The organism is Mangrovimonas sp. TPBH4, assembly GCF_001280505.1.
Lineage (GTDB): Bacteria > Bacteroidota > Bacteroidia > Flavobacteriales > Flavobacteriaceae > Mangrovimonas_A.
Window position 1 is genome coordinate 19,393 of record NZ_LBIO01000039.1, and the last position, 23,077, is coordinate 42,469.

The window sequence follows — 23,077 nt, forward strand, 5'->3', positions numbered from 1 at the left end:
GACTTTCTTGTTAAATCAAAGCCGTTTATAACATATTTTTTTCTTTAGCCTCGCAAAAGTAAAGAATTAATACAAAGTTTTAAAAATAAAATATTGAATACAATATCCAGCCATACGAAATCGATATAATACGATAATTAATTCGTATGAATTTTAGCCATAAAACATTCAAAAAACAGTAATTTTCCTAATTTGTTTATTTTACCAAAGCCTTCAGTTTTGGCCGATCTCTTAAATCCATCATTGGTTTTTCAAAATAGGTATACAATAAGTGGCTCAAATAAATGGACAGGCTCCAATACACTAATAACACCATAAATTTGAGTACCATAGAAGAATCACTCATATCTATAAAATGCTGGATAGTTAACAATACTATAGAATAATTGGTTAAATAGATGGCATATGACAATACGCTCAGTTTTGTAATCACTCTTTTTAGAGAGCCCTTACTTTTTATTTGTATGACAAATGGGAAACAGAGTAATAAAGCAATGGCCACGAAGGGCAAATAAAATACATTAAAAAACAGAGGTGCATTGTCCGGACTTAACGCTTCATAAAAAAAAATAGCATGCATTCCAAAAAACAAAAGCATTCCTACAACGAAACTATGAACTCTAAAATTCTGCCATATGTCTTTGAAGTATGTGGCTATATACACTGCCAAAAAACCATAATAAATAGCATCAATTCTATATACAACCACTTTTCGTAATGCCCTACTCCATTCCTGTCCTGAATCAAGAACATTATTCATATGAAAATAATACCTACAAATTGTGATTCCTATAATAATAAGTAACGTAATGACAAGATACAGCAAATGTTTAGAAACTCGTTTTACAAGGAGCAGACTAAGATACAGAAACAATGGACCTATTATATACGCGAATTCCTCTATTGACAAACTCCAGGCCTCTGTAAAAAAATCCTGTTGAGCAGAAGCAAAGTTTTGAAAGAACAAAAAATAGGCATCAACACCATTAATAATTTCACCGGAAAAAATATAGACCAAAAATATATTTAGCGTTAAAATGAAATAATAATTGGGCAACGTTCTAAACCAACGCCTCATCCAGAAATAAACAAAATCTTTAAACTTTACTTTATTGGAATTTATCTGTTTTAAAATAATACCGCCAATTAAAAAGCCGCTTAACACAAAAAATAAATCAACGCCTACGGTTCCAAAAAATCTAATGGCAGTAAGAAACGTGTTTTCTTGAACAGGATAAAGTAATAAAGTAGAATGTGAAACTAATACTAATAAAATAGCCAATGCCCGTATAGCATCTAAGCCAAAAACTCTATGCTTTTCAAGAACACTCACAAATTAGATATCACTTTTCGAATTTAAAACAAACTCTCTATAATTCGTTCGTCGGTGATGCCTTCAGCTTCTGCTTTGTAGTTTTTGATGATACGGTGTCTTAATATACCATTGGCAACCGCCTGAACATTTTCAATATCAGGAGAAAATTTTCCTTGGATAGCGGCATGTGTCTTGGCCGCTAAAATCAAGTTTTGTGAGGCTCTTGGCCCTGCTCCCCAATCCACAAACTCTTTGACCAAATCTGAGGCTGTTGATTCGTTTGGTCTGGTTTTCGCTACCATTCCTACGGCATATTCAATCACATTATCCGCTACAGGAATACGACGAATAACACTTTGGAATTTGATGATTTCCTCGGCTGTAAACAAGGCATTTACTTGAGGTTTGTTATCTGAAGTAGTTGCTTTTACAACCTCCACCTCTTCATTGAAAGAAGGATACTTTAAATTAATGGCAAACATAAAACGGTCCAATTGTGCCTCAGGTAACGGATAAGTTCCTTCCTGTTCAATTGGGTTTTGGGTAGCCAACACAAAATATGGTAAGCTCAATTTATAGTGATGCCCTGCAACCGTTACTGCGCGCTCTTGCATCGCTTCCAAAAGGGCTGCTTGGGTTTTTGGAGGTGTTCTGTTAATTTCGTCTGCCAAGATAATATTGGCAAAAATAGGCCCTTTGATAAACTTGAAATGGCGATTTTCATCCAAAATCTCACTTCCTAAAATATCACTAGGCATAAGGTCTGGAGTAAACTGTATACGTTTGAAATCTAAACCTAAAGCTTGTGCAATGGTATTTACCATCAAGGTTTTTGCCAATCCTGGCACCCCCACCAACAAGGAATGACCTCCAGAGAAAATGGAAATCAATATTTGATTTACCACTTCATCTTGACCAACAATTACTTTTGCAACTTCACTCTTTAAGGCTTTGTATTTTTTTACAAACTGTTCTACAGCTGCTACATCAGACATATTACTTTTCTTTTTTTAACCAATTACTGTTAAACTCGCAATCTCTGTATTCGCCATTAATTTTAATATAAGTTTCCTGGATTTTCTCTTCGGTCCACTTATCTATGGCTTCATATTGCTTTTCTTGTTCCGCTAGGTTTTTAATTTTCAAATAGTCTCTTGCAAAATCTGCTTCATGTTCATCTATTCTGTCTGTTACTGTCAAGATTTTAAATTTGATACGATTTACACGATCTTCATCCTGAAACACCAAACTCACTTCACCATCCTTTAAATTTTGAATTTGAGAATACAACTCTGGATCCATTTTAGTCAACTCAAAATTGTAATCTTGAGTCACCGGGTTAATCATTTGTCCTCCATCTTGTTTGGTTTCTTTCTGATCGCTAAACTCGCGGGCCGCTTCTCCAAAAGACACTTCACCATCTACAATTCGCTTTCTAATAAGTTCAATCTCATCCTTAGCTTCCCTAATTGCTTCTTGAGTAATCTCTGGACGCAGCAAAATATGTCTTACCTCATAAATCTGTCCTTTAATTTTTTCAAGATAAATAATATGGTACCCAAAATCTGTTTCAAAAGGCTCCGAAATTTCACCTTCCTGTAAAGAAAAGGCAACTTCCCTAAATTCCTTTACCATTTGTGGGTGTTTTTTGTTCAATTCATATTTTCCTCCATTCTTTCTAGAGGCAACATCATCTGAATAAAACACCGCTTTGGTTGTAAAACTTGCACCGTTTTCTATAACGTCCGCTTTAAATTCTTTAAGCCTGTTGATCACCTTTTGCTTTTCCTCTTCTGAAACTTCTGGGATAACCACAATTTCAGCTACTTTAAGCTCTGTTCCAAATCTTGGACGCTCATCCTTAGGAATACTATTGAAATACTCACGCACTTCCTCTGGTGTCACCTCAATGCCCTCAACAATTTTATTTTGCATTTCAAATGCCAACTTACCATTTTTGTTGATAATGAACATTTCCTCCCTAAGGCTCTCCTCACTATCTTTATTGTAGAACTTCAACAATTCATCCATAGAACCATTGGTCTGCTCCAAAAAGGTACTAATCTGTTGCTCGATATTGGATCGGATTTCCAATTCATTTACCGTAATACTATCTTGAATGGCATGATGCGTATACAATTTATCCTCCAATAGCTTACCAAACAATTGGCATCTTGAAATATCAGAAGTTGACACCCCTCTAGCTTGAAGTTGAATAAATTCCTTATCGATATCAGAATCTAAAACTACGAAATCTCCAACCACTGCAACCACACCATCCACTTTTTTACGAGCACTTGGATCGATGGTTTGCTCTTTCTTTTCTACTTCAGGCTCCTCTATAATTTCCTGTGCATTGCTCGCCCCGTATGACATAAGCGCCAAAGTGGCCAGCATAAATTTCATATTAATTGAAGATTTCAAATTCTTTGTTTTTAATAGCATCTTTGGTAATATCTTTTTCCAGCTGTTTAATGAGTTCCAATTTCCTTTTGTTCATTACAATTTGATTGATGGTTGGCTTTACGTATTCCAAAGGCGCATAATCATTTTGCAAAAGGACATCATTTATTTGCATCAAATATAGGTCTAATGAATCTTTGAGCTGTAAAAAATTAGATTTTTTTAACAGTTCTTTTTTATTCTCAGCAGATAACACCGGAACCTTGTCAATAACCTGAGAAACTTTTACCCAAACAGAATCATTCAAGGTGTAAGATTTAAACTGAATGGAAATAGAATCCAGATAGGTTTTGTCCTCATCGGTATAACGTTTAAAACGCTTCTCGATATCATCCTTATTGATAGCGTTTTGTGCAATTTTAATGTAGCGTAGCTTTAGCAACTCCTCATTTAGCTTAAAAGTTTCTTTGTTCAGCTCGTATACTTTTTGAGCTTCTTCCGCAGTTACGGTAGTATCGATATTTCTTTTTACCAAAGCATCCAAATAAGCCTTGGTAAACAGATCTTTTTTGTATTGAGAGACCAACTTATTGAAATCCTGCTGCATCTTCTCTGGCAAGTTGGTCTGTGCTCCATCCACCAACAATAATTGGGTTGCCCAACGGTTTATAAACCCATTTACCAACAACAAACTGTCCTCTTTTGGCGTTCCTTCAGCAACCAGGCCTTCAATATCCTCTTGATATAAATAAGACTCATTAACCCTTGCAATAGGAATCCTGTCGTCTGCTTTTTTAAACATATCACAAGAGAAGACCGCAAACAGCAACAGTAATATGATGACACTGTATTTATTCAATTAATTCAGGATTTGAGATTTCACTTTAGCTAACACTTCTTGATCTATTTCTACATTGTAACGCTCGTGCAAAGTGTTCAACCAGTTTTCTTCGATATAATTTTGGTAGTCACTCACCACACTTCCTCTTGCTTCCTCAAAAGTTTTCGGTCCTTTAGGAAAGACTTCCTCAACAATGGCTATATGATAGGAATCGTTAAACTTATAGATGGAAGACAGTCCTTTTTTGAACTCAAAATCCTCTGGAAGTGCTTGATGGGCTGTATCCATGATTCCTTTTGTAAAAATAACTTTTTGTTCGCTCTCAGTGTTCAATTTGGCACTGATTTCTTCAACCGATTTATTGGCTTCCAACAAATCCTCTATTTTGGAAATATCTCTCTTCTTGGCCGCAGAGGCTACAACAGCATCTGCCCTAACCAGCCAAACATAATCTGCCTTGTGAGATTCGTAAAAGCTTTTCAACCCAACGGTATCTTTAGAAGCTGTGTTCCAAACTTCCTTTTCCATAAGGTCAAACAACAGCAAACCATCTCTATATTCACCCAAAATAAACGCAAACTCTTCATCCTCAAACTCCAGATTACGTTCGCGGTAGTCAATAAGTTTGGCTTCCAAAAAGGCTTCATATTCAGCTGCAACAACTTCGGCATTGGTGAGTTGCTTTCCAAAGTATTTTCTTTGAGAAGATACTAAATAATCGCCGAATTCTCCATAAGTATAGTCTTGCTTGCCAATGGTGATGAAGGTGTTGTCCTTGGTGAAATCTGCAGGCAAGGCCCAACTATTTTTAAAATAATCTGCATTGATCAATCCTTCAAAATAGGTCAAGGCAACTTGGTTATCCTTGACGTTGTAACGTTCTTTTAAGTTTTTTGTTAGCGCAGAATTGATCAAAGCCGATCTAGAATCACGCTTCACACGTTGCTCCAATTCCAACCGAATAGTTTCAAACTCCGGATTTCCTTTTTTGTCAATCAATTTTACAATATGCCATCCAAATTCTGTTTTGAAAGGTTCTGAAATCTGCCCTTTTTCAGTCATGCTAAATGCTACTTCTTCAAATTCCGAAGAACTCAACTGTCCGCCTTTAAACGATGGCAACAAACCACCTTTTGCCGCCGAACTTTTATCATCCGAAAACTGTTTTGCCACAGCCTCAAACGATTCTCCTTGCATAATTTTCTTGTACAATTCATTGATACGCACTTCTGGATGTAATGAAGAATCCTTCTGAACTTTAGACACCATAATGTGTTCCACAGTCACCTCGCCACGCGAAGGACGCTTGTCCTCTACCATTACGATATGGTACCCAAATCGCGTTCTGAACGGCATAGAAATATCACCAACCTTGGTGTTGTATGCTACCGTTTCAAAATTGTAAACCATCTTGAAGGCCGAAAAATATCCCAATTCTTCAGCGTAGGTTTCATGTCCTTTATAATTGATTTCCCTTGAACCGGATGCTTTATATTTTGTATTCAATTCCTTGAAAACTGTTTCGAAGCCTTCTTTCAAAGCTCTTTCTCGAAGCGCCAACAAATCGTTGTAAACCTGTAAGGTATCGCGTTCGGCTTCTTCTATACGAAACAAAACATGAGAAGCCTTAATGTCATAAGACATCCGTTCGTAGGCTTCTTTCACCAAAGCATCGGTTACTTTGTTATCCGTCAAGAAATTTTTGGTAAGCTGTTTTTTGTAGTTGGCAAACTCGCGCTTATATTGGGCATTGTCATCAAGTCCCAAACGTTTTGCCTCTTTGATTTTTAATTGATAGTTCACAAAAAGTTTCAAATATTCATCCACATCTTTTTGCGATTCGTCCTTTACCAAATCTAGGTTTTTGTTGTATACCCTAATAAATTCCGAAGCCTTAACAGGATCTCCATCCACAGTAAACAACACATCATCTGTAGTGGTTTGTGCACTCACAAACCCTGAAACAAATAATGAAAGGACTAAAAACTTTAGTTTAAATTTCATATAAAAAAACAATTGGTCAATTGCAGCAAAAATAACATAATTACCATACTTTACAAGCTGCTTTTATGAAACGGCTCTATTATGCAATTCGTATAAAAAAGTTCCATCCCCACTTGTTAAAATTTTTCATTTTAACATGAAACCCTGAAAAACAAATCGAATTTCAAAATAACATAGTATATTTAATTCTCAAATAAGTTGCTAACAATGAAGTACTCCACAAAAATTACGGTGGCCTTACCTTTGGATGAATTTCTTCATAAATTCAACAACACCGAGAATATGAAGCATTGGCAAAAAGGCCTTATTGCGGCCGAACATATTTCGGGTACCCCAGGAGAACTTGGCTCTAAAATGAAGCTGACCTACAAATTGGGCAAGCGGGTCATGGAACTTATTGAAACCATAACCCATGTAAATTTGCCATACGAACTGCATGCCACCTACACCACACAAAGCATGCACAACATACAGGAAAACTACTTTAACCAAACAGAAGAAGGCCATACCATTTGGACCTCAGACAACGAATTTGTTCCTCTTGGGTTTACCATGAAATTAATGACCAAACTCATGCCCGGTGCTTTTAAGAAACAATCGTTGCAATACATGGAAGATTTTAAGAACTTTGCCGAAAAAGGAACTTCTGTTGCCAATGCGTAGATTAAAATTGATTTGGGATTTCCGAGGGCCTTCCGCCCTAAAGACCGCCCAACACCATGAAATCCATTTAAAAGAGTATATTCGCATGCAAAATCTGGATATCGAGATTACGGGTATTGAAACCTTATCCGATATGCATGCCATCGCCTTTTTGGTGGTGGACGAGTCCCAGATGAAACCTATTCGAGATGCACTTAAACCTCACCGTGGTCAAGTGTACCAAAATCTATAATTCCAAAACATGAAATATCCCAGTATTCTCCTATTTGCCATAGCTTTGTCATGCTTTAACTGTGCTAGTGAAAAAGAACATATTGAAACCAAAACTTTTGTTGAGGAACCACATTCCTTTGCAGTTCCCAACAAAGCATACATAAATCATCTAAATCTAGACATTGAAGTAGATTTCAATTCCCAAACTATAAAAGGATCGGCTACTTATGACATTACCAACAACAATGCGTCTGAAATTGTTTTGGACAGCAAGTTTTTGAATGTTAAAAGTGTTCTTGCAGATGGTGAGGAAACTACATTTCACCTTGGCGATTTCGATGAATTTTTAGGACAACCACTTCACATAGATATTAAGAGCGATACGAAAACCATCACCGTGTTCTATGAAACTACCGAACAGACCGAAGCCTTGCAATGGTTAGCACCACAGCAAACAGCAGACAAAACCCACCCGTTTCTGTTCACCCAAGGTCAGGCTATCTTGACCCGAACTTGGATACCTATTCAGGACAGTCCGCAAATTCGCATCACTTACAACGCTACCGTAAAAGTACCAACTGAGCTAATGGCGGTAATGAGTGCCGAAAACCCTCAAGAGAAAAATCCAGAGGGATTGTATCATTTTCAAATGAAGCAACCCATCTCTCCTTACTTGATAGCCCTTTCCGTTGGAAATTTGGAATACAGGGCCATTAGCAACCGTACTGGTGTTTACGCTGAAACTTCTATGATCGACAAGGTCCAAAACGAGTTTTCAGAAATGGACAACATGCTAAAAGCTGCCGAAGCTCTTTATGGTACCTATGCTTGGGAACAATTTGACGTTATTGTATTACCGCCTAGTTTCCCTTTTGGAGGTATGGAAAACCCACGCCTTACCTTTGCTACGCCTACCCTAATTGCGGGAGACAAAAGTTTAACTTCGGTGATTGCCCATGAATTGGCGCACTCATGGTCTGGGAATTTAGTAACCAACTCAACTTGGAATGATTTCTGGTTGAATGAAGGTTTTACGGTGTATTTTGAAATCAGGATTATGGAAGCCCTTTATGGCAAGGAACGTGCCAATATGTTGGCCTTGATTGGTCGTCAGGATTTAGAGGATGAAATGGAAGATTTGAAAGACACACCCGAAAGCACCCAATTAAAATTGGACTTAAAAAATGAAAATCCAGACGACGGTATGAACAGCATTGCCTACGATAAAGGCTACCGGTTTTTAAGAACTTTGGAAGAAACTGTTGGCAGAGATAAATTTGATGTATTCCTGAAGAGTTATTTTACTACCAATGCCTTTACAACCCTTACTACCGAAGATTTTGTAAACTATCTTAACACACAACTTCTGGAGCCTAACAACATCACCTTCAATACAGAAGAATGGATTTACAAACCGGGAATTCCTTCCAATGCAGCTGTGATTACTTCTGATAAATTTAATACTGCAGAACGTACCTTGGAACAGTATTTAAACAAGAATGAAGTAGACACTGCCTTGACCAACAATTGGACCACGCAGGAATGGGTACATTTTATTCGCAATTTTCCTAAAACCATCACCTCACAACAAATGGCACTTTTGGACAATGCCTTTGACTTTACCAATTCTGGCAACTCCCATATTGCTATGGTTTGGTTTGAGCAATCTATTCTTCACGATTACAGAGGTAACGATGTCGATAAAAATATTGCATCCTTTTTAAGCCACGTTGGACGTAGATGGTATGTAGAAACCTTGTTTAAAGCCTATAAAAAAGCTGATAAAGTGGAGGAAGCTTTGTCCATTTACAGGGAAACACGAGGCAATTACCACTCAGTTACGGCAGGCACGATAGATACGTTGCTAGAATATGAGCATGGAGAAACAGTATCTCAAATTGAATAATCAATTTGAGATACTGTTTCAACAAAAACTTTACATTCTCTTAACATTGAAATTGAGAGCTTCCTAGCTTTAAATAGTAAATTTACAGTTCGAGTTAACCAACATGAGGCTATTCACCATTATAGCAGCCAAATACCGATTAACGACAAACTATATGAAACTGCAGCATACCGAGGATTTCTTAAAGAAATTCGACTACGATTACCTACGACAGGATAATCAATTAATTGTGAAAATGGAACCTTCACAACAAGTTTCCATAGATTTTTCCAATCCAAAGAAAACAGTCATCACAAACGAACTTACACGATGGAATTTTTTGACCGGGATTTTCAATATGCAAATTAAAAATGCGGTTCTACTGAATTTAGCCTTGGGGTTAATTTTAAGTTTAGCCCTAGCCTTTCAAAATCTGGAAACAGGAATTTATGTATTCTTAATCTATGCCATTTGGATCTCGTTTTGGGCCGCTCACTACCTATCAAAATCCAAGACTTTAAAGGAAAATTTAAATCATTGGAATAATTAATTCCTTGATATGGTACACTCATAAATTTCGTTTTTTCGGACTATTGTAAGAATTGCATTTCGTCGATATTTTTAACACCCAACTTCAATTCTTCTGATTTTTAATCCCTTTCGTCAATTATAAATCTTAAAAAATTTATAAATCGATTCATTTGTTTATAAAATCCTAACAAACAATAGTGTTTGCTAGTAACTTAAACTAAATGAATCATGAAAAACATGCCCAAAATCAACAAGTTCTTAGGGTGCTGTCTGTTGATTTCTATCCTAATGTTCTCTTGTCAATCTGAAGAATTACAGGACAACCAAATCCCTAAAAACATACAATCATTAAGCTTAGAAAAGCTAAATTCTGTAGACAAGGCGACCATGGCTTCATCTGCCATGCGCGAAGCCTATGTAGACTGCGAAACTACCTGTATTGTTGCCGGAAGCGGCAATTATTTTGCAATGGTAGACTCAGCCTCTAAAACTTCCGGCCAAAACATAAGAACAGTTAGCTATGAAGCCTATAACACCGAAACACAGTTTATAGTAAACGTATTATATGAGACAACCGGACCTAATCAATCCAATAAATATATACACATAATTCCAGGTATTGAAGGAGAAGAGCCTGTTGAAGTTAATGGTGTATCCAATGGAGAAATGGTCACTTGGACTTATGCCTTGCCAATGGATTGGGAGGCCTGTGATCAAATTTCCTTTACAATTGAAGAAAATATCTTACCTGAAGGACAACAAACCATATTTGACAACGCAATAACTTATTCTTTAATAGGTATCTGCCCTTGTGAAGAAAGCTTTAGCTATGAGCATTTAGGAGACAACTCATATGTATTCACCTATTCCAACGTTGAAGCTATGGAAAATGCTGTTGTTCAATTTACTTGTCCTCACATTGTGGATTTTACACCATTAGATGGTAAAGAATATTCCGTTAATCCAGGCAATGGTCCTGGAGCGCCAACGGTTCTAACCTGGATTGGCGATTTGGAAGCTTGTTCAGAAACTACATTCGCTATTGTTTTTGATGCGGACTGTGATCAAAACAATGCGAATTTTGCCAATATTTTCACCGACTTTAAAGTGAATGGAGACTCTAAAAAAGGAGATGCTTCCAACATAAAATTTATTTGCCCTGAATAAATTCAGTACAAACTAAAATCTTCAAAGCCCTATCCTAATGTATAGGGCTTTTTTAATATCTAAAATTCATTTATACAATTTAATTCCGTAATTTTAAAAGACATAGATATTCACTCCCAAACCACAAAATTTATACTTCATGAATGATTTTGTTACCAATTGGACCAAAGACGAATTAAAGGCATACATCATGATTTTTTGTTCCCATGCCGATTTCAACGAATCTGAAGATGAGAAGGCATTTATTAAATCTAAAATCCAGGATTTGGACCTTGCAAGCATCCATCGCGAATTTGACAAGGATAACGACTATCAAAGCATTCAAAAAATTAGATCCTCCCTTTCTTCCCTTAATTACAACCCTGAAGAGTTGGAGACCTTAATCTCTGAAATCAAAGAACTTTTCATGGTCGATGGCCATATTGACACCTTGGAACACAATCTGCTATTAGGATTGAAACACATTCTAAAGGATCCATAAATCGCAACTTTTTCAGCAAAACAGCTTACTATACGCACCTTAAGCCATAAAATATTTGCATTTTGAAAAAAGAGCTTTTCAATGTTATTTTTATGTTATCAAATCTTCTGTAGTTTGGCCATAGCCAATATCTTTGTAAGTACATTCAGATTATCCATTACATCATGTCCAATAAAAAAACCGTCATCATTGTTGGAGGTGGCTTTGCTGGTTTAGAACTTATCAACCAACTTGGCAACTCCAACTATAATGTAATTTTGGTAGACACCAACAATTACAATTTCTTTCCACCTCTTCTCTATCAAGTCGCCGCTGGCTTTATGGAACCTTCAGCCATTAGTTACCCTTTTAGGAAAATATTGCGTTCAAAACCAAACGTTAAGTTTAGATTGGGTTCCTTAGAAAAAGTTGTTCCACAGGAGAACAAAATAATTGTTAGCAACGGTGAGCTTTACTACGATATTTTAGTGATGGCTACGGGAGCCGAAACCAATTTCTTTGGTAATAAAAACATTGAAGAATACAGTTTGCCAATGAAAACCATTAGCGATGCCTTAGCCTTGCGGAATGTGATCTTCACCCGATTGGAACGCGCCACACGCCTTGAAAAAAGAAAAGACCGTAAAAAACTGCTGTCCTTTGTCATTGCAGGTGCAGGTCCTACTGGAGTGGAACTTTCCGGAATTTTTGCTGAAATGCGCGCTCATATCCTAACTAAGGATTACCCCGAATTGAGTATGGACGACCTAGGTGAAATTTATCTAATTGACGGGCAAGATGCAGTATTGGCCGTGATGTCTGAAAAGACCCAAAAATACACCTATAAAAAACTGGAAGAACTTGGGGTTACCATCAAACTGAATACTTTAGTAAAGGACTTTAAGGATGATATTGTATCTTTATCAGACGGCACAGAAATACACAGCCGAAACTTAATTTGGGCTGCAGGAATTTCAGCCAAAACCTTTGACGGTTTTACACCTGAAAACTATGGTCCCGGAAGACGATTAAAGACCAATGCCTACAATTTGGTAGATGGCTATGACAATATCTATGCGATTGGAGATTCTGCCTTGGTTTCAGGAGATTCCAACTATCCAAAAGGACATCCGCAATTGGCGCAAACCGCTATTCAGCAGGCCAAGAACCTAGGGAAAAATTTATGTTCTACTAGCGAATGGAAACCTTTCATCTATAAAGATCTGGGCTCAATGGCCATTATTGGCCGCAACAAAGCCGTTACCGATGGTCCAGACCAAAAGTTCTTCTTTAAAGGATTTTTGGCTTGGTGTATTTGGATTTTCGTCCACATCATGTCTTTGGTGAACTTTAGAAACCGAATGCGCGCCCTTTACGATTGGATTGGATATTACATCAATAAAGACCAATCCTTCCGTATGATTATCAAACCAAAAAAATAGTTTAGTTCTTTTACCCACATAAACAGAAAAAGCGCGATGGATTCCATCGCGCTTTTTGTTTTATATAATTGCTCGTACTATCTAGAATAGTTAGGAGCTTCCTTTGTAATCGTTACATCGTGAGGGTGACTCTCGTTGATCCCTGAAGAGGTAATTTTCACAAACTGTCCTTTTTCTTTCAAGGTGTCAATATCCTTAGCACCACAGTATCCCATTCCGGCACGTAAGCCTCCAATAAATTGGTGGATACTCTCTACCAATTCTCCTTTGTAAGGCACACGTCCTACAATACCTTCTGGCACCAATTTTTTGATATCATCCTCCACATCTTGGAAATAACGATCTTTACTACCTTCTTTCATAGCTTCAACAGACCCCATCCCTCTGTAAGACTTGAACTTTCTTCCTTCATAAATTATAGTTTCTCCTGGAGATTCTTTAGTCCCTGCCAATAAAGACCCTAACATTACGCTATCTGCACCAGCAGCAATCGCCTTAGGAATATCTCCTGTATAACGAATACCTCCATCCGCAATTACAGGAACTCCTGAACCTTTAATGGCTGCAGCAACTTCCAACACCGCAGAGAACTGAGGGAAACCAACACCTGCAACCACACGCGTAGTACAAATGGAACCTGGTCCAATTCCTACCTTAACAGCATCAGCACCTGCTTCTACCAAATATTTGGCAGCTTCTCCAGTAGCAATGTTTCCTACTACCACTTCCAACTGAGGGAACTTTTTCTTTACTTCTTTCAATACAGCAACCACACCTTTGGTATGACCATGGGCTGTATCGATAATTACCGCATCTACACCTGCACTTACCAAAGCTTCTGCTCTTTCAACAGCATCGCCAGTTACTCCAATAGCAGCCGCCACACGCAAACGACCGTATTCGTCTTTGTTGGCATTTGGTTTTTGGGTTAGCTTGGTGATATCTCTAAAGGTAATCAAGCCAGCCAATTTATAATTGTCATCTACAATAAGTAGCTTTTCAATTTTATGTTCTTGTAAAATGATTTCAGCATCTTTCAAAGAGGTTCCCACTCCAGCAGTCACCAAGTTTTCACTGGTCATTACTTCAGAAATAGGACGACTATTTTTGTGCTCAAAACGCAAATCTCTATTGGTCACGATCCCTTTTAAGGTACCGCTATCATCCACGATTGGAATTCCTCCAATGCTGTGTTCCTTCATATATTGCTTTGCATCTGCAACTTTAGCTGTCAACGGAAGCGTCACAGGATCGATAATCATCCCATTTTCTGCACGCTTAACACGTTTTACTTTAGCAGCTTGTTGCTCGATAGTCATGTTTTTGTGCAAAACACCAATTCCCCCTTCACGCGCCATGGCAATTGCCATTTTACTTTCGGTTACCGTATCCATAGCAGCAGATACAATAGGTACATTAAGGGTAATGTTTTTTGTAAACTTTGTTTGAATACTAACTTCTCTTGGTAAGATTTCTGAGAAGGCTGGCACTAGAAGGACGTCGTCGTAAGTTAATCCTTCTCCTAGAATTTTATTTTGATGTGCTATCATGATGCAATTACGGTTATAATTGCGTGCAAATATACGACTTTTAATGACATTAAACTTTTAAATGAAGTTAAATTATCGATAATGCTCTTGGCAATATTGTCTTAGGATTTGAAGGGCATAATTGTAGCGATTTTCTTCTAACGAAATGTCCCCTTCAAACCGGATTTCCTTTGGCACAATCACTCCATAAAACCCTTTTCCTTTGGCCATACGCTCAATGGTTTTTAAGGTAGAAGGATCGACTTCATCATAAATCTCACTTAGCCATACATGCTGTTCTTGATACAGAATTTGTTCATCCCAAAGGAGAGCATCATTTCCTTTTAGTATCTCATTCGAGAAGTATAGAGTTCCCAAGGTTTCAAATGCACCGGCAAAAGCAGTTTGGCTACCTAGATAAGCGTATTTTTTGATATTCTTTTTCATGAATAGCCTATAAGGAAATGCCTTGATCAGCCGCAACCTGTTGGAAATAAAATGTGCCATTTTGGGCCAAACTACCTCATGTCCCTTGGCCTCTAAAGCCTCATATAACCATTTATAAAAGTCTGTCCGCTCCCGAATGGATTCATACTCCTTTGGCAAGTTATGTTTCAAGTTGAATGCATTGGCTCGTTGCCAAGTTAGGGTATTGTACCTTCTGTCAGCTGTCAACCAATCCGAAGGAGCTAATGACTCTTTTCCTGTTTCCTTTTGAAAATCTTTAAGACATTTCCATTCCTTGGCCAGAACAGTATTTCCGAATACCAAAAACAGGATAATAAGGCTATAATTAAAAGTCTTTTGTAGTATCAATCTGAGCTTTGATAAAACCTAAAGATACTTAAATTCAAAAAACTTTTAATCCCCTAGTGATATACACTAAAAATCTTCGTAGCCTCGTTATGGGCACTTTCAAAACTCATGGCATTGAGGTTGGATTGCTTTTTAGCCGTAAAATAAGACAGTAATTTTTCTGTAGGCATATTTCCTGTAAGCTCGTCTTTTGCCATTGGACAACCACCAAAACCTTGAATGGCCCCATCAAAACGTCTGCACCCCGATTTAAAAGCTGCATCAACTTTTTCGAACCAAGTGGTAGGCGTGGTATGTAAATGGGCACCAAATTCTATGTTGGGATATTGTGGAATTAAATGGGAAAACAAATACTCAATACTTTCTGGATTGGAGCTTCCAACAGTATCGCTCAACGATAAAATATTCACTCCCATTTTTGATAAAGCTTCCGTCCATTCGCCTACAATATCCACATTCCAAGGATCTCCGTAAGGATTTCCAAAGCCCATACTAATATAAACCACAACCTCCTTGCCTGCGTTATTAGCAATATCAAGGATCTCCTGTAAGGTCACTACGGACTCCGCAATGGTTTTATGTGTATTACGCATTTGGAAATTTTCTGAAATGGAAAACGGATAGCCCAAATATTGGATTTCCGGATGTTGGCAAGCATCAATTGCACCGCGGGTATTGGCGATAATAGCCAATAGTTTACTGTTGGTATTGCTTAAATCTAAACGCGATAACACTTCGGCGGTGTCTGCCATTTGCGGAATGGCTTTGGGAGAGACAAAACTTCCAAAATCGATGGTATCAAATCCTACCCTAAGCAACGACTGGATATATTGAACTTTCTTTTCGGTTGGAATAAAATCCTTAATGCCCTGCATGGCATCTCTAGGGCATTCTATAATTTTAACGTAGTCGCTCATAAAAGTCAAAGATAGTAAAGTTCATGGTCTACTAAAACGTTTTCTTGTAAACTAGATTAAAATGAATATGGCGATTCCAACAAAGACAATAATCTGCAGCCATTTCAACACCAAGCCTGTATTTTTATGATGAATAAGATAATTTGAAATAGCCCCTGAAAGAATGGCTATGCTAGCAAAAATCACCAAGGAAACGCCCATAAAAATAAATCCCAACACATAAAATTGCCAAACGGTTGACAGACGATCACTAAACAAAAAACCAGGAAAAAGTGCTAAAAAGAATAGGGATACTTTGGGGTTAAGAACATTCATAATAACCCCTTGTTTGTACAATTGAGACACACTCTTTTTAGGAATGCCACGGGAGTTCAATTCCAATGCCGAACTACTTTTATACACCTTATAGGCCAAATACAATAAATATCCCGCTCCAAACAGTTTGATGGCTAAATACACATAATCATTTTCCTTAATCAAGGTAGACACTCCAAAAGCCACCAAGGTTGTATGCACGATGCAGCCCGATATTAACCCGGCAACAGTAGCCAAACCATATTTTTTGCCATGGGCTATGCTTTGCAGCAGCACATAAATATTATCCGGTCCTGGCGAAATTGCCAAGGCCGAGGTTGCCACTACAAACGATATCAGAATATCAACATTCATTAAGCGCGATTTAAAATCGCCTTGTTGATTTTGGAAATCAGTTTTGGACCTTCATAAATGAAGCCTGTATACAACTGTACCAAACTAGCACCTGCATCCAGTTTTTCAAGAGCATCTTCTGCAGAATGAATCCCTCCAACACCAATGATCGGGAATGCCTTATTGCTTTTTTCAGAAAGAAAACGAATCACTTCTGTAGATCTTTGTGTTAAAGGTTTTCCACTTAAGCCTCCAGTTTCATCTTTGCTTTCAGATTTCAACCCTTCTCTTGAAATGGTCGTATTTGTGGCAATTACACCTTCAATTTTGGTATCCTTCACAATATCGATAATGTCCATTAATTGCTCATCGGTTAAATCTGGAGCAATTTTAAGTAGAATTGGTTTTGGACTCGACTTTTCAGCATTGAGGTCTTTCAAGGTTTTTAAAAGATGCGTCAAAGGCCCCTTATCTTGTAACGCTCTTAAGTTTGGTGTGTTTGGAGAACTTACATTTACCACAAAGTAATCCACATAATCAAACAGCGCATTGAAACAGATTTTATAATCCTCCACCGCAGTTTCATTAGGCGTCACTTTATTCTTTCCAATGTTCCCTCCTATCAGCACGCCTTTATTCTTTTTCAAACGCTCTACAGCTTCCTCAACACCTCCATTGTTAAATCCCATTCTATTGATAATGGCCGAATCTGCTTTCAAACGGAATAGACGCTTCTTAGGATTTCCAGATTGTGCTTTTGGCGTTAAGGTGCCTATTTCAATAAATCCAAATCCAAGGTCTCCCAACTCCTTGTATAATTTGGCATCCTTGTCAAAACCGGCCGCCAAACCAACGGGATTCTTAAATTTCAAACCAAAGAGTTCGCGTTCCAATCGTTTATCTTCAACAAGGTACAAGCCTCGAAATATGCTTGGTACCAAAGGTATTTTATGAAGTATACGAATTAAGGAAAATGTGAAGTGGTGAATTTTTTCCGGGTCAAAAAGAAAAAATAACGGTCTAACGATAAGTTTATACATAATTACAAGCTTGGACTGCAAAAATACTACGCAAATGACAAATAACCTTACTATTCATTTTAGAAATTAGTAGTATTTTTGAAGACTTTATTAACATTGATTTTTATTAAAATACCCTCTCATGATAAACAAACAACACCTTATAGACAGATTTATAAGTTATGTAACGGTTGACACAGAATCGGATCCTGCATCTGAAACGACTCCAAGTACCGAAAAACAATGGGATTTGGCCAATGCCCTAGCCCAAGAACTTAAGGATATTGGGATGACCGATGTGACTATTGATGAGAACGCATACATTATGGCAACCTTGCCTAGTAACGTAGACCATGAAGTGCCTACCATTGGATTTGTATCGCATTTTGATACGTCTCCTGACTTTACTGGTGCCAATGTAAAACCACAGATTATAGAAAACTACGATGGTAAGGACATTGTTTTAAATGCTGAAAAGGACATTATCCTGTCTCCTTCCTATTTTGAAGACTTATTGCAATACAAAGGTCAAACCTTGATTACCACCGACGGAAACACCCTTTTGGGAGCCGATGACAAGGCCGGTATTACCGAAATTGTTTCAGCTATGGAATACCTTATCCAACACCCTGAAATAAAGCACGGTCCAATCCGTGTGGGCTTTACGCCTGATGAAGAAATTGGTAGAGGAGCCCATAAATTTGACGTTGAAAAATTTGGAGCTGAATGGGCTTATACCATGGACGGGAGCCAAATTGGTGAGTTGGAATACGAAAACTTCAACGCGGCAGGAGCCACTGTTAAGGTAAAAGGAAAGATTGTGCACCCAGGTTACGCCAAAGGAAAATTGGTAAACTCCATGTACATCGCTACTGATTTCATCAATTCCTTACCAAGACTTGAAACTCCAGAGCACACCGAAGGTTACCAAGGATTTTTCCACTTGCATGGCATGGAGGGGAAAGTTGAGGAAACCGTTTTGAAATACATCATTCGTGACCACGACAAAGGGCATTTTGAGGCCCGTAAAGAAGTGATGCAGAAATTGGCCAACGAAATCAATTCTGAATACGGAAGAGAAGTGATTGAAATTGAAATCAAAGACCAATACTTCAACATGAAGGAAAAAGTAGAGCCTGTAATGCACATTGTAGACATAGCAGAGGAAGCAATGAAACAATTGAACATTAAACCTCTTATCAAGCCTATCCGAGGTGGTACAGACGGGTCGCAATTAAGTTATAAGGGCTTACCTTGTCCAAACATCTTTGCTGGTGGACATAACTTCCATGGATGTTACGAATATGTCCCAGTGGAAAGCATGATCAAGGCCACAGAAGTAATCTGTAAAATTGCAGAGCTTACTGCATTGAAAAAATAAGATTGAATAAAATTGTCTAATTTAGTAAACGGGAACCCAAAAAGTTCCCGTTTTTATTTTCTCAATTCTTATGTATTATGGCAAAAGCTACTTCTGTTGAAGCTTATATTGAAAACTCCAATTTTCCCGAAGCTTTGAATCTCCTAAGGGAGATTATCACTTCCACGGAAGTTGAAGAATCCCTAAAATGGAATGCTCCTGTGTATGCCATCGGTGGTAAAAATGTTATTGGATTGGGGGCTTTTAAAAACCATTTCGGCATCTGGTTTTTCAACGGAGTCTTTTTAAAAGATGAGAAACAATTGTTGGTAAATGCCCAAGAAACAACAAAGGCCCTAAGACAAATGCGATTTGAAAGCATTGAGGACATCGATAAAAATGCAGTGCTTTCCTATGTAAAAGAAGCTATAGAAAACCAAAAATTAGGAAAAGAGCTCAAACCTGAAAGAAAAGGGAAAACTGTTGAAGTTCCTGAAGAACTTCAAAATGCCTTTGATAACAATTCAGACTTAAAAGAACACTTTGAAGCTTTAACCCCTGGCAAACAACGGGAATATTGTGAGCACATTGCCTCTGCCAAAAGAGACACAACAAAACTAAGCCGATTGGAAAAAATTACTCCAATGATTATGAAAGGCATTGGCCTAAACGACAAGTACAAAAATTGTTGATCATAGGTATAGAAATATAAAAAAAGCCACTTCATTTGAAGTGGCTTTTTCTATGCTTTAAAGACCGTTTATCTAGTTGCTACTTTGTCTTGAATCTTTTTGCTCATTTCCATTGAAATGGCAGAACGTTCAAATTTTATCTTACCCGCAAGGGTTTCGATTACACAACTATTGTCTTTATCGTTTAGTTCGACAATCTTACCATGCAAACCGCTTTTGGTAATTACCTTGTCTCCCTTTTTTAGCTCGTTAGCAAACTTTTTTTCCTGTTTAGCTCTCTTCATTTGCGGTGCAATCATAAAGAAATACACCACCGCAAACATGGCTATAAAAGGTAAAAAATCAGTTAAGTTTCCCATATTTTAGTGTGCTGCTGCTGGCTTAGCTGCAGCGTCTGCAGGGTCAGCTTCAATAAATGCTTTGATTTTTACCATTTCTTTACCTTTCTCTGTGTTGGTAGTCAAGGTAATTGTTTTAGAGATTTGGTTTTTCCCTTTACCGTTGAACTTCACAGTGAACTCAGCAGATTCTCCTGGTGCCAAAGGCTCCTTGCTCCAATCTTGAGGTACTGTACATCCGCAAGTACTCTTGATGTTGCTTACTACCAATGGAGCTTTACCAGTATTTGTATATACGAATTTAGTTTCTACAGGAGTTCCATTTTTAATGGTACCAAAATCGTGCTCTGTTTCCTCGAAAGAAATTACAGGTAGGTCTCCAGCAACGGCATCTCTTTCTGCAGCAACTGCTACATTTTCACTTTTTACTTTACTTGCTGCATCTTCTTTACATGAAGTAAAAGCTACTAAACAAAGAGCGCTTAAACTTAATATCACTTTTTTCATTGGGATAAAATTTAATTATTAATATTTAATTGTTCCTTTTTCGAGGCGTAAATGTAGTAATTATTTCTAACTACATCAATCCGCGCCCAATTTTATTTAATTTGTCCTCAGCTGTGTACTCCTTGACAATCTTGTCTAAAATACCATTAATAAATATGCTGCTCTTAGGAGTTGAATACTCCTTGGCGATTTCCAAATATTCATTAATGGTTACTTTTACAGGTATGGAAGGGAACTTTTGGAACTCGCAAATGGCCATTTGCAACAACACGGCATCCAAACTAGCAATACGTTCGGTGTCCCAGTTCTTGGTCTTTTTGGCAATATCTGCATTGTATTTGGATACATTCAAAAGGGTCTTTTCCAAAAGGTCTACCGCAAAATCCCTGTCATCTAGATCCTTGTACAAATCTGGGGTAAAATAACTCTCCGGGCTATCCTTCTTCACTTTCTTCAACAGTTTAAGAATACTTGTGTTCACTATCGGTAAATCGTCAACCCAAGTAATCTTTTTGTCTTCAAAATAGTCGTATAACTTTTCGTTAGGAGCTATAATTTCTGAAAAGATATCAACTACCAACTCCTTGTCTTCCTTGAAACTTGAGGTGGTAGAAGCCATATATTCCTTATATAGGTCGCTGTCTACAATAGCCTTGAAAATAATCTCCACATATTCAAAATCGAGGTACCAACAATTCAATTTTCTGGATTCAATTTCCTCCAAAAGTTCTTGATTGTTTCTCAATGACTGCAGGACAGCATTGTTCACAAATTTGGCGTTGGGGTTCTTTTCTTCTTGGGTAGCCAAGAATTTTTTCTGACTTTTATTTAAGTGATCTTCGGCTCTTTTATGAGTTTCTATCAACAATGCTAGGATGACCAAGTACAAATCGTACATACTATCCAAGCTTTGCAGCAAAAATCTTTCATCCTTCTTTATGTCATCACTTTCGGTACCATTAAAAGCATAAATGGTTTGCATCACCTTGATACGGATATGTCTTCTATTAAGCATATGTAAGAACCTTTTTATAAAAAATTAGAGAGGCGAAAGTGTTGTTTCTTTCGCCTCGCAAAAATACTATTATTTATTCATTGCTGAAACTAAAAAAAGGAATTGGCGCGCAATTATTTTGCGTTTTCCTTTTTACGTGTTTCAATGCGTTCTTGAGCAATTTCCAGGGCTGCCTCATGGGTTGTAATTTGGGTAGCCTGTGCTTTTTCAAGAATTTCCAATGTTGTATTGTAGATATTTTCTGTTTTACGGATGATTTCCGGTCTGCCGTAGTTTTCCAATTCTGCATAAACGTTGATGATTCCGCCTGCATTGATCAAGAAATCCGGAGCATATACAATACCTCGTTCCTGTAACAACTTACCGTGAACCTGTTCTTCCGCCAATTGGTTGTTGGCTGCACCAGCAACAATTTTTGCCTTAATACGGTTTATCGTGTCATCGTTAATGGTTGCTCCCAAGGCACAAGGTGCATAAATATCCATTTCTTCGCTGTAGATATCTTTTCCGGTGTAAATAGTGGCTCCATATTTAGAACTTACCATTTCCAAACGCTCAGGACTGATGTCTGTAATGGTAACTTTAGCACCTTCATTCACCAAATGTTCCACCAAAGCTTCTCCTACATTTCCAATACCCTGTACAAACACGGATTTGTCTTCCAACACATCCGATCCAAATTTAAACTTGGCCGCAGCCTTCATCCCCATAAACACTCCGTAAGCCGTAATTGGAGAAGGGTTCCCTGCTCCTCCTTTGTCTTCTGAAATACCAGTGACATAAGGCGTTACCTCTCTTACAAGATCCATGTCTGACGTGGCCATACCAACATCCTCTGCAGTAATGTACTTACCGCTTAAGGAATGTACAAACTCCCCGAACTTTTTCATAAGCTCTGGAGTTTTTTGGGTCTTGGCATCCCCAATGATTACTGCTTTCCCACCACCAAGGTTCAACCCAGTGATTGCAGATTTATAGGTCATCCCTCTAGACAAACGCAATACGTCGTTTAAGGCTTCCCATTCGTTGCTGTAATTCCACATTCTTGTGCCTCCCAAAGCAGGTCCTAAAACTGTGTTGTGAATACCAATTATTGCTTTTAAACCAGTATCTTTGTCGTTGCAAAATACCACTTGCTCATGGTTGTCAAAAGATAATTGACCAAAAACCGGATCGACTTTCGAAAGTTCCGAAGAACTTATAACGTCTGAAATCATGTAATTTGAATTAATTAAAATACGTTCTTAGCACCTCTAAAAACGCGTGCAAAATTAATCCATTATTGAAATATTAGCAAAAAATAATCATAAAA

23 protein-coding genes are annotated in these 23,077 nt (G+C 37.7%); 9 read left to right on the forward strand and 14 right to left on the reverse strand.

All coding sequences use genetic code 11. The features are described 5' to 3' along the window. Nucleotides 1-196: 196 nt before the first annotated feature. The 5 genes from ZA05_RS03335 to ZA05_RS03355 are packed head-to-tail and all read right to left on the reverse strand — an operon-like array spanning nt 197 to nt 6,563. Complete coding sequence (locus ZA05_RS03335) at nt 197-1,333, reverse strand: acyltransferase (protein WP_053990269.1); 1,137 nt, start codon at nt 1,331-1,333, stop codon at nt 197-199. Between the two features lie 23 nt (nt 1,334-1,356). After that, complete coding sequence (locus ZA05_RS03340) at nt 1,357-2,310, reverse strand: MoxR family ATPase (protein WP_053990270.1); 954 nt, start codon at nt 2,308-2,310, stop codon at nt 1,357-1,359. Between the two features lies 1 nt (nt 2,311). After that, nucleotides 2,312-3,721 (reverse strand): peptidylprolyl isomerase, encoded by a 1,410-nt coding sequence (locus ZA05_RS03345; protein ID WP_231632411.1) that lies wholly within the window; start codon nt 3,719-3,721, stop codon nt 2,312-2,314. A 1-nt stretch (nt 3,722) separates the two neighbouring features. Continuing rightward, on the reverse strand, nt 3,723-4,577 hold the full coding sequence (locus ZA05_RS03350; RefSeq protein WP_231632413.1) for a peptidyl-prolyl cis-trans isomerase: 855 nt from the start codon (nt 4,575-4,577) through the stop codon (nt 3,723-3,725). After that, the gene (locus tag ZA05_RS03355) at nt 4,578-6,563 is read right to left on the reverse strand and encodes a peptidylprolyl isomerase (RefSeq protein WP_053990273.1); all 1,986 of its coding nucleotides are present in this window, start codon (nt 6,561-6,563) and stop codon (nt 4,578-4,580) included. A 207-nt stretch (nt 6,564-6,770) separates the two neighbouring features. Here ZA05_RS03355 and ZA05_RS03360 point away from each other — a divergent pair, with 207 nt between their 5' ends. From ZA05_RS03360 to ZA05_RS03390, 7 genes are all read left to right on the forward strand, one after another. After that, entirely contained in the window at nt 6,771-7,226 is a 456-nt protein-coding gene (locus tag ZA05_RS03360; RefSeq protein WP_053990274.1) for an SRPBCC family protein, read from the forward strand. Continuing rightward, nucleotides 7,219-7,458, forward strand: a complete 240-nt coding sequence (locus ZA05_RS03365; protein WP_053990275.1) for a hypothetical protein — start codon at nt 7,219-7,221, stop codon at nt 7,456-7,458. The genes ZA05_RS03360 and ZA05_RS03365 overlap by 8 nt, the downstream gene beginning before the upstream one ends. Nucleotides 7,459-7,467: 9 nt before the next feature. After that, nucleotides 7,468-9,345 (forward strand): M1 family metallopeptidase, encoded by a 1,878-nt coding sequence (locus tag ZA05_RS03370; RefSeq protein ID WP_053990276.1) that lies wholly within the window; start codon nt 7,468-7,470, stop codon nt 9,343-9,345. 154 nt (nt 9,346-9,499) lie between these two features. After that, nucleotides 9,500-9,874, forward strand: coding sequence for a hypothetical protein (locus ZA05_RS03375; RefSeq protein WP_197276040.1), 375 nt, complete (start codon nt 9,500-9,502; stop codon nt 9,872-9,874). A gap of 209 nt (nt 9,875-10,083) precedes the next feature. Continuing rightward, nucleotides 10,084-11,022 (forward strand): hypothetical protein, encoded by a 939-nt coding sequence (locus ZA05_RS03380; RefSeq protein ID WP_053990278.1) that lies wholly within the window; start codon nt 10,084-10,086, stop codon nt 11,020-11,022. 139 nt (nt 11,023-11,161) lie between these two features. Then, complete coding sequence (locus ZA05_RS03385; protein ID WP_053990279.1) at nt 11,162-11,503, forward strand: hypothetical protein; 342 nt, start codon at nt 11,162-11,164, stop codon at nt 11,501-11,503. Nucleotides 11,504-11,667: 164 nt separating this feature from the next. Beyond that, on the forward strand, nt 11,668-12,924 hold the full coding sequence (locus tag ZA05_RS03390) for an NAD(P)/FAD-dependent oxidoreductase (RefSeq protein WP_053990280.1): 1,257 nt from the start codon (nt 11,668-11,670) through the stop codon (nt 12,922-12,924). A gap of 77 nt (nt 12,925-13,001) precedes the next feature. On the opposite strand, the gene guaB is transcribed toward ZA05_RS03390, so the two are convergent. From guaB to ZA05_RS03415, 5 genes are all read right to left on the reverse strand, one after another. After that, nucleotides 13,002-14,474, reverse strand: coding sequence for an IMP dehydrogenase (gene guaB, locus ZA05_RS03395; RefSeq protein ID WP_053990281.1), 1,473 nt, complete (start codon nt 14,472-14,474; stop codon nt 13,002-13,004). Between the two features lie 72 nt (nt 14,475-14,546). Continuing rightward, the gene (locus ZA05_RS03400; RefSeq protein WP_231632421.1) at nt 14,547-15,269 is read right to left on the reverse strand and encodes an Insecticidal toxin complex protein; all 723 of its coding nucleotides are present in this window, start codon (nt 15,267-15,269) and stop codon (nt 14,547-14,549) included. A gap of 53 nt (nt 15,270-15,322) precedes the next feature. After that, nucleotides 15,323-16,186 carry a hydroxymethylglutaryl-CoA lyase gene (locus ZA05_RS03405; protein ID WP_053990282.1) on the reverse strand — a complete coding sequence of 288 codons (864 nt, stop codon included), beginning with the start codon at nt 16,184-16,186 and terminating at the stop codon, nt 15,323-15,325. 51 nt (nt 16,187-16,237) lie between these two features. Then, nucleotides 16,238-16,855: a LysE family translocator gene (locus ZA05_RS03410; protein WP_053990283.1), complete on the reverse strand. Its 618-nt coding sequence runs from the start codon at nt 16,853-16,855 to the stop codon at nt 16,238-16,240. Next, complete coding sequence (locus tag ZA05_RS03415) at nt 16,855-17,874, reverse strand: quinone-dependent dihydroorotate dehydrogenase (RefSeq protein WP_053990284.1); 1,020 nt, start codon at nt 17,872-17,874, stop codon at nt 16,855-16,857. Before ZA05_RS03415 ends, ZA05_RS03410 begins: the two co-directional genes overlap by 1 nt. Before the next feature lie 121 nt (nt 17,875-17,995). Between ZA05_RS03415 and pepT the strand changes: the two genes are divergently transcribed. Beyond that, nucleotides 17,996-19,234 (forward strand): peptidase T, encoded by a 1,239-nt coding sequence (gene pepT / locus ZA05_RS03420; protein WP_053990285.1) that lies wholly within the window; start codon nt 17,996-17,998, stop codon nt 19,232-19,234. Nucleotides 19,235-19,311: 77 nt separating this feature from the next. Then, the gene (locus ZA05_RS03425; RefSeq protein ID WP_053990286.1) at nt 19,312-19,905 is read left to right on the forward strand and encodes a YdeI family protein; all 594 of its coding nucleotides are present in this window, start codon (nt 19,312-19,314) and stop codon (nt 19,903-19,905) included. A 68-nt stretch (nt 19,906-19,973) separates the two neighbouring features. Here ZA05_RS03425 and yajC read toward each other — a convergent pair whose 3' ends face one another. The 4 genes from yajC to ZA05_RS03445 form a co-directional block, all read right to left on the reverse strand. Next, nucleotides 19,974-20,264 carry a preprotein translocase subunit YajC gene (yajC, locus tag ZA05_RS03430; protein WP_053990287.1) on the reverse strand — a complete coding sequence of 97 codons (291 nt, stop codon included), beginning with the start codon at nt 20,262-20,264 and terminating at the stop codon, nt 19,974-19,976. 3 nt (nt 20,265-20,267) lie between these two features. Further along, the gene (locus ZA05_RS03435) at nt 20,268-20,750 is read right to left on the reverse strand and encodes a DUF1573 domain-containing protein (RefSeq protein WP_053990288.1); all 483 of its coding nucleotides are present in this window, start codon (nt 20,748-20,750) and stop codon (nt 20,268-20,270) included. Nucleotides 20,751-20,820: 70 nt separating this feature from the next. Beyond that, entirely contained in the window at nt 20,821-21,765 is a 945-nt protein-coding gene (nusB, locus tag ZA05_RS03440; protein WP_231632424.1) for a transcription antitermination factor NusB, read from the reverse strand. 113 nt (nt 21,766-21,878) lie between these two features. Next, nucleotides 21,879-22,982: a Glu/Leu/Phe/Val dehydrogenase gene (locus ZA05_RS03445; RefSeq protein ID WP_053990289.1), complete on the reverse strand. Its 1,104-nt coding sequence runs from the start codon at nt 22,980-22,982 to the stop codon at nt 21,879-21,881. Nucleotides 22,983-23,077 lie beyond the last annotated feature (95 nt).

Excerpts from the sequence above, each read along its gene's own strand:
- ZA05_RS03410 (WP_053990283.1), bottom strand. The coding sequence starts at position 16,855 with ATGAATGTTGATATTCTGATATCGTTTGTAGTGGCAACCTCGGCCTTG.
- ZA05_RS03355 (WP_053990273.1), bottom strand. The coding sequence starts at position 6,563 with ATGAAATTTAAACTAAAGTTTTTAGTCCTTTCATTATTTGTTTCAGGG.
- ZA05_RS03390 (WP_053990280.1), top strand. The coding sequence starts at position 11,668 with ATGTCCAATAAAAAAACCGTCATCATTGTTGGAGGTGGCTTTGCTGGT.
- ZA05_RS03345 (WP_231632411.1), bottom strand. The coding sequence starts at position 3,721 with ATGAAATTTATGCTGGCCACTTTGGCGCTTATGTCATACGGGGCGAGC.
- ZA05_RS03425 (WP_053990286.1), top strand. The coding sequence starts at position 19,312 with ATGGCAAAAGCTACTTCTGTTGAAGCTTATATTGAAAACTCCAATTTT.
- ZA05_RS03385 (WP_053990279.1), top strand. The coding sequence starts at position 11,162 with ATGAATGATTTTGTTACCAATTGGACCAAAGACGAATTAAAGGCATAC.
- yajC (WP_053990287.1), bottom strand. The coding sequence starts at position 20,264 with ATGGGAAACTTAACTGATTTTTTACCTTTTATAGCCATGTTTGCGGTG.
- ZA05_RS03415 (WP_053990284.1), bottom strand. The coding sequence starts at position 17,874 with ATGTATAAACTTATCGTTAGACCGTTATTTTTTCTTTTTGACCCGGAA.
- ZA05_RS03435 (WP_053990288.1), bottom strand. The coding sequence starts at position 20,750 with ATGAAAAAAGTGATATTAAGTTTAAGCGCTCTTTGTTTAGTAGCTTTT.
- guaB (WP_053990281.1), bottom strand. The coding sequence starts at position 14,474 with ATGATAGCACATCAAAATAAAATTCTAGGAGAAGGATTAACTTACGAC.
- ZA05_RS03445 (WP_053990289.1), bottom strand. The coding sequence starts at position 22,982 with ATGATTTCAGACGTTATAAGTTCTTCGGAACTTTCGAAAGTCGATCCG.
- ZA05_RS03375 (WP_197276040.1), top strand. The coding sequence starts at position 9,500 with ATGAAACTGCAGCATACCGAGGATTTCTTAAAGAAATTCGACTACGAT.
- ZA05_RS03360 (WP_053990274.1), top strand. The coding sequence starts at position 6,771 with ATGAAGTACTCCACAAAAATTACGGTGGCCTTACCTTTGGATGAATTT.
- ZA05_RS03365 (WP_053990275.1), top strand. The coding sequence starts at position 7,219 with ATGCGTAGATTAAAATTGATTTGGGATTTCCGAGGGCCTTCCGCCCTA.
- ZA05_RS03380 (WP_053990278.1), top strand. The coding sequence starts at position 10,084 with ATGAAAAACATGCCCAAAATCAACAAGTTCTTAGGGTGCTGTCTGTTG.
- ZA05_RS03370 (WP_053990276.1), top strand. The coding sequence starts at position 7,468 with ATGAAATATCCCAGTATTCTCCTATTTGCCATAGCTTTGTCATGCTTT.
- ZA05_RS03340 (WP_053990270.1), bottom strand. The coding sequence starts at position 2,310 with ATGTCTGATGTAGCAGCTGTAGAACAGTTTGTAAAAAAATACAAAGCC.
- ZA05_RS03405 (WP_053990282.1), bottom strand. The coding sequence starts at position 16,186 with ATGAGCGACTACGTTAAAATTATAGAATGCCCTAGAGATGCCATGCAG.
- nusB (WP_231632424.1), bottom strand. The coding sequence starts at position 21,765 with ATGCTTAATAGAAGACATATCCGTATCAAGGTGATGCAAACCATTTAT.
- pepT (WP_053990285.1), top strand. The coding sequence starts at position 17,996 with ATGATAAACAAACAACACCTTATAGACAGATTTATAAGTTATGTAACG.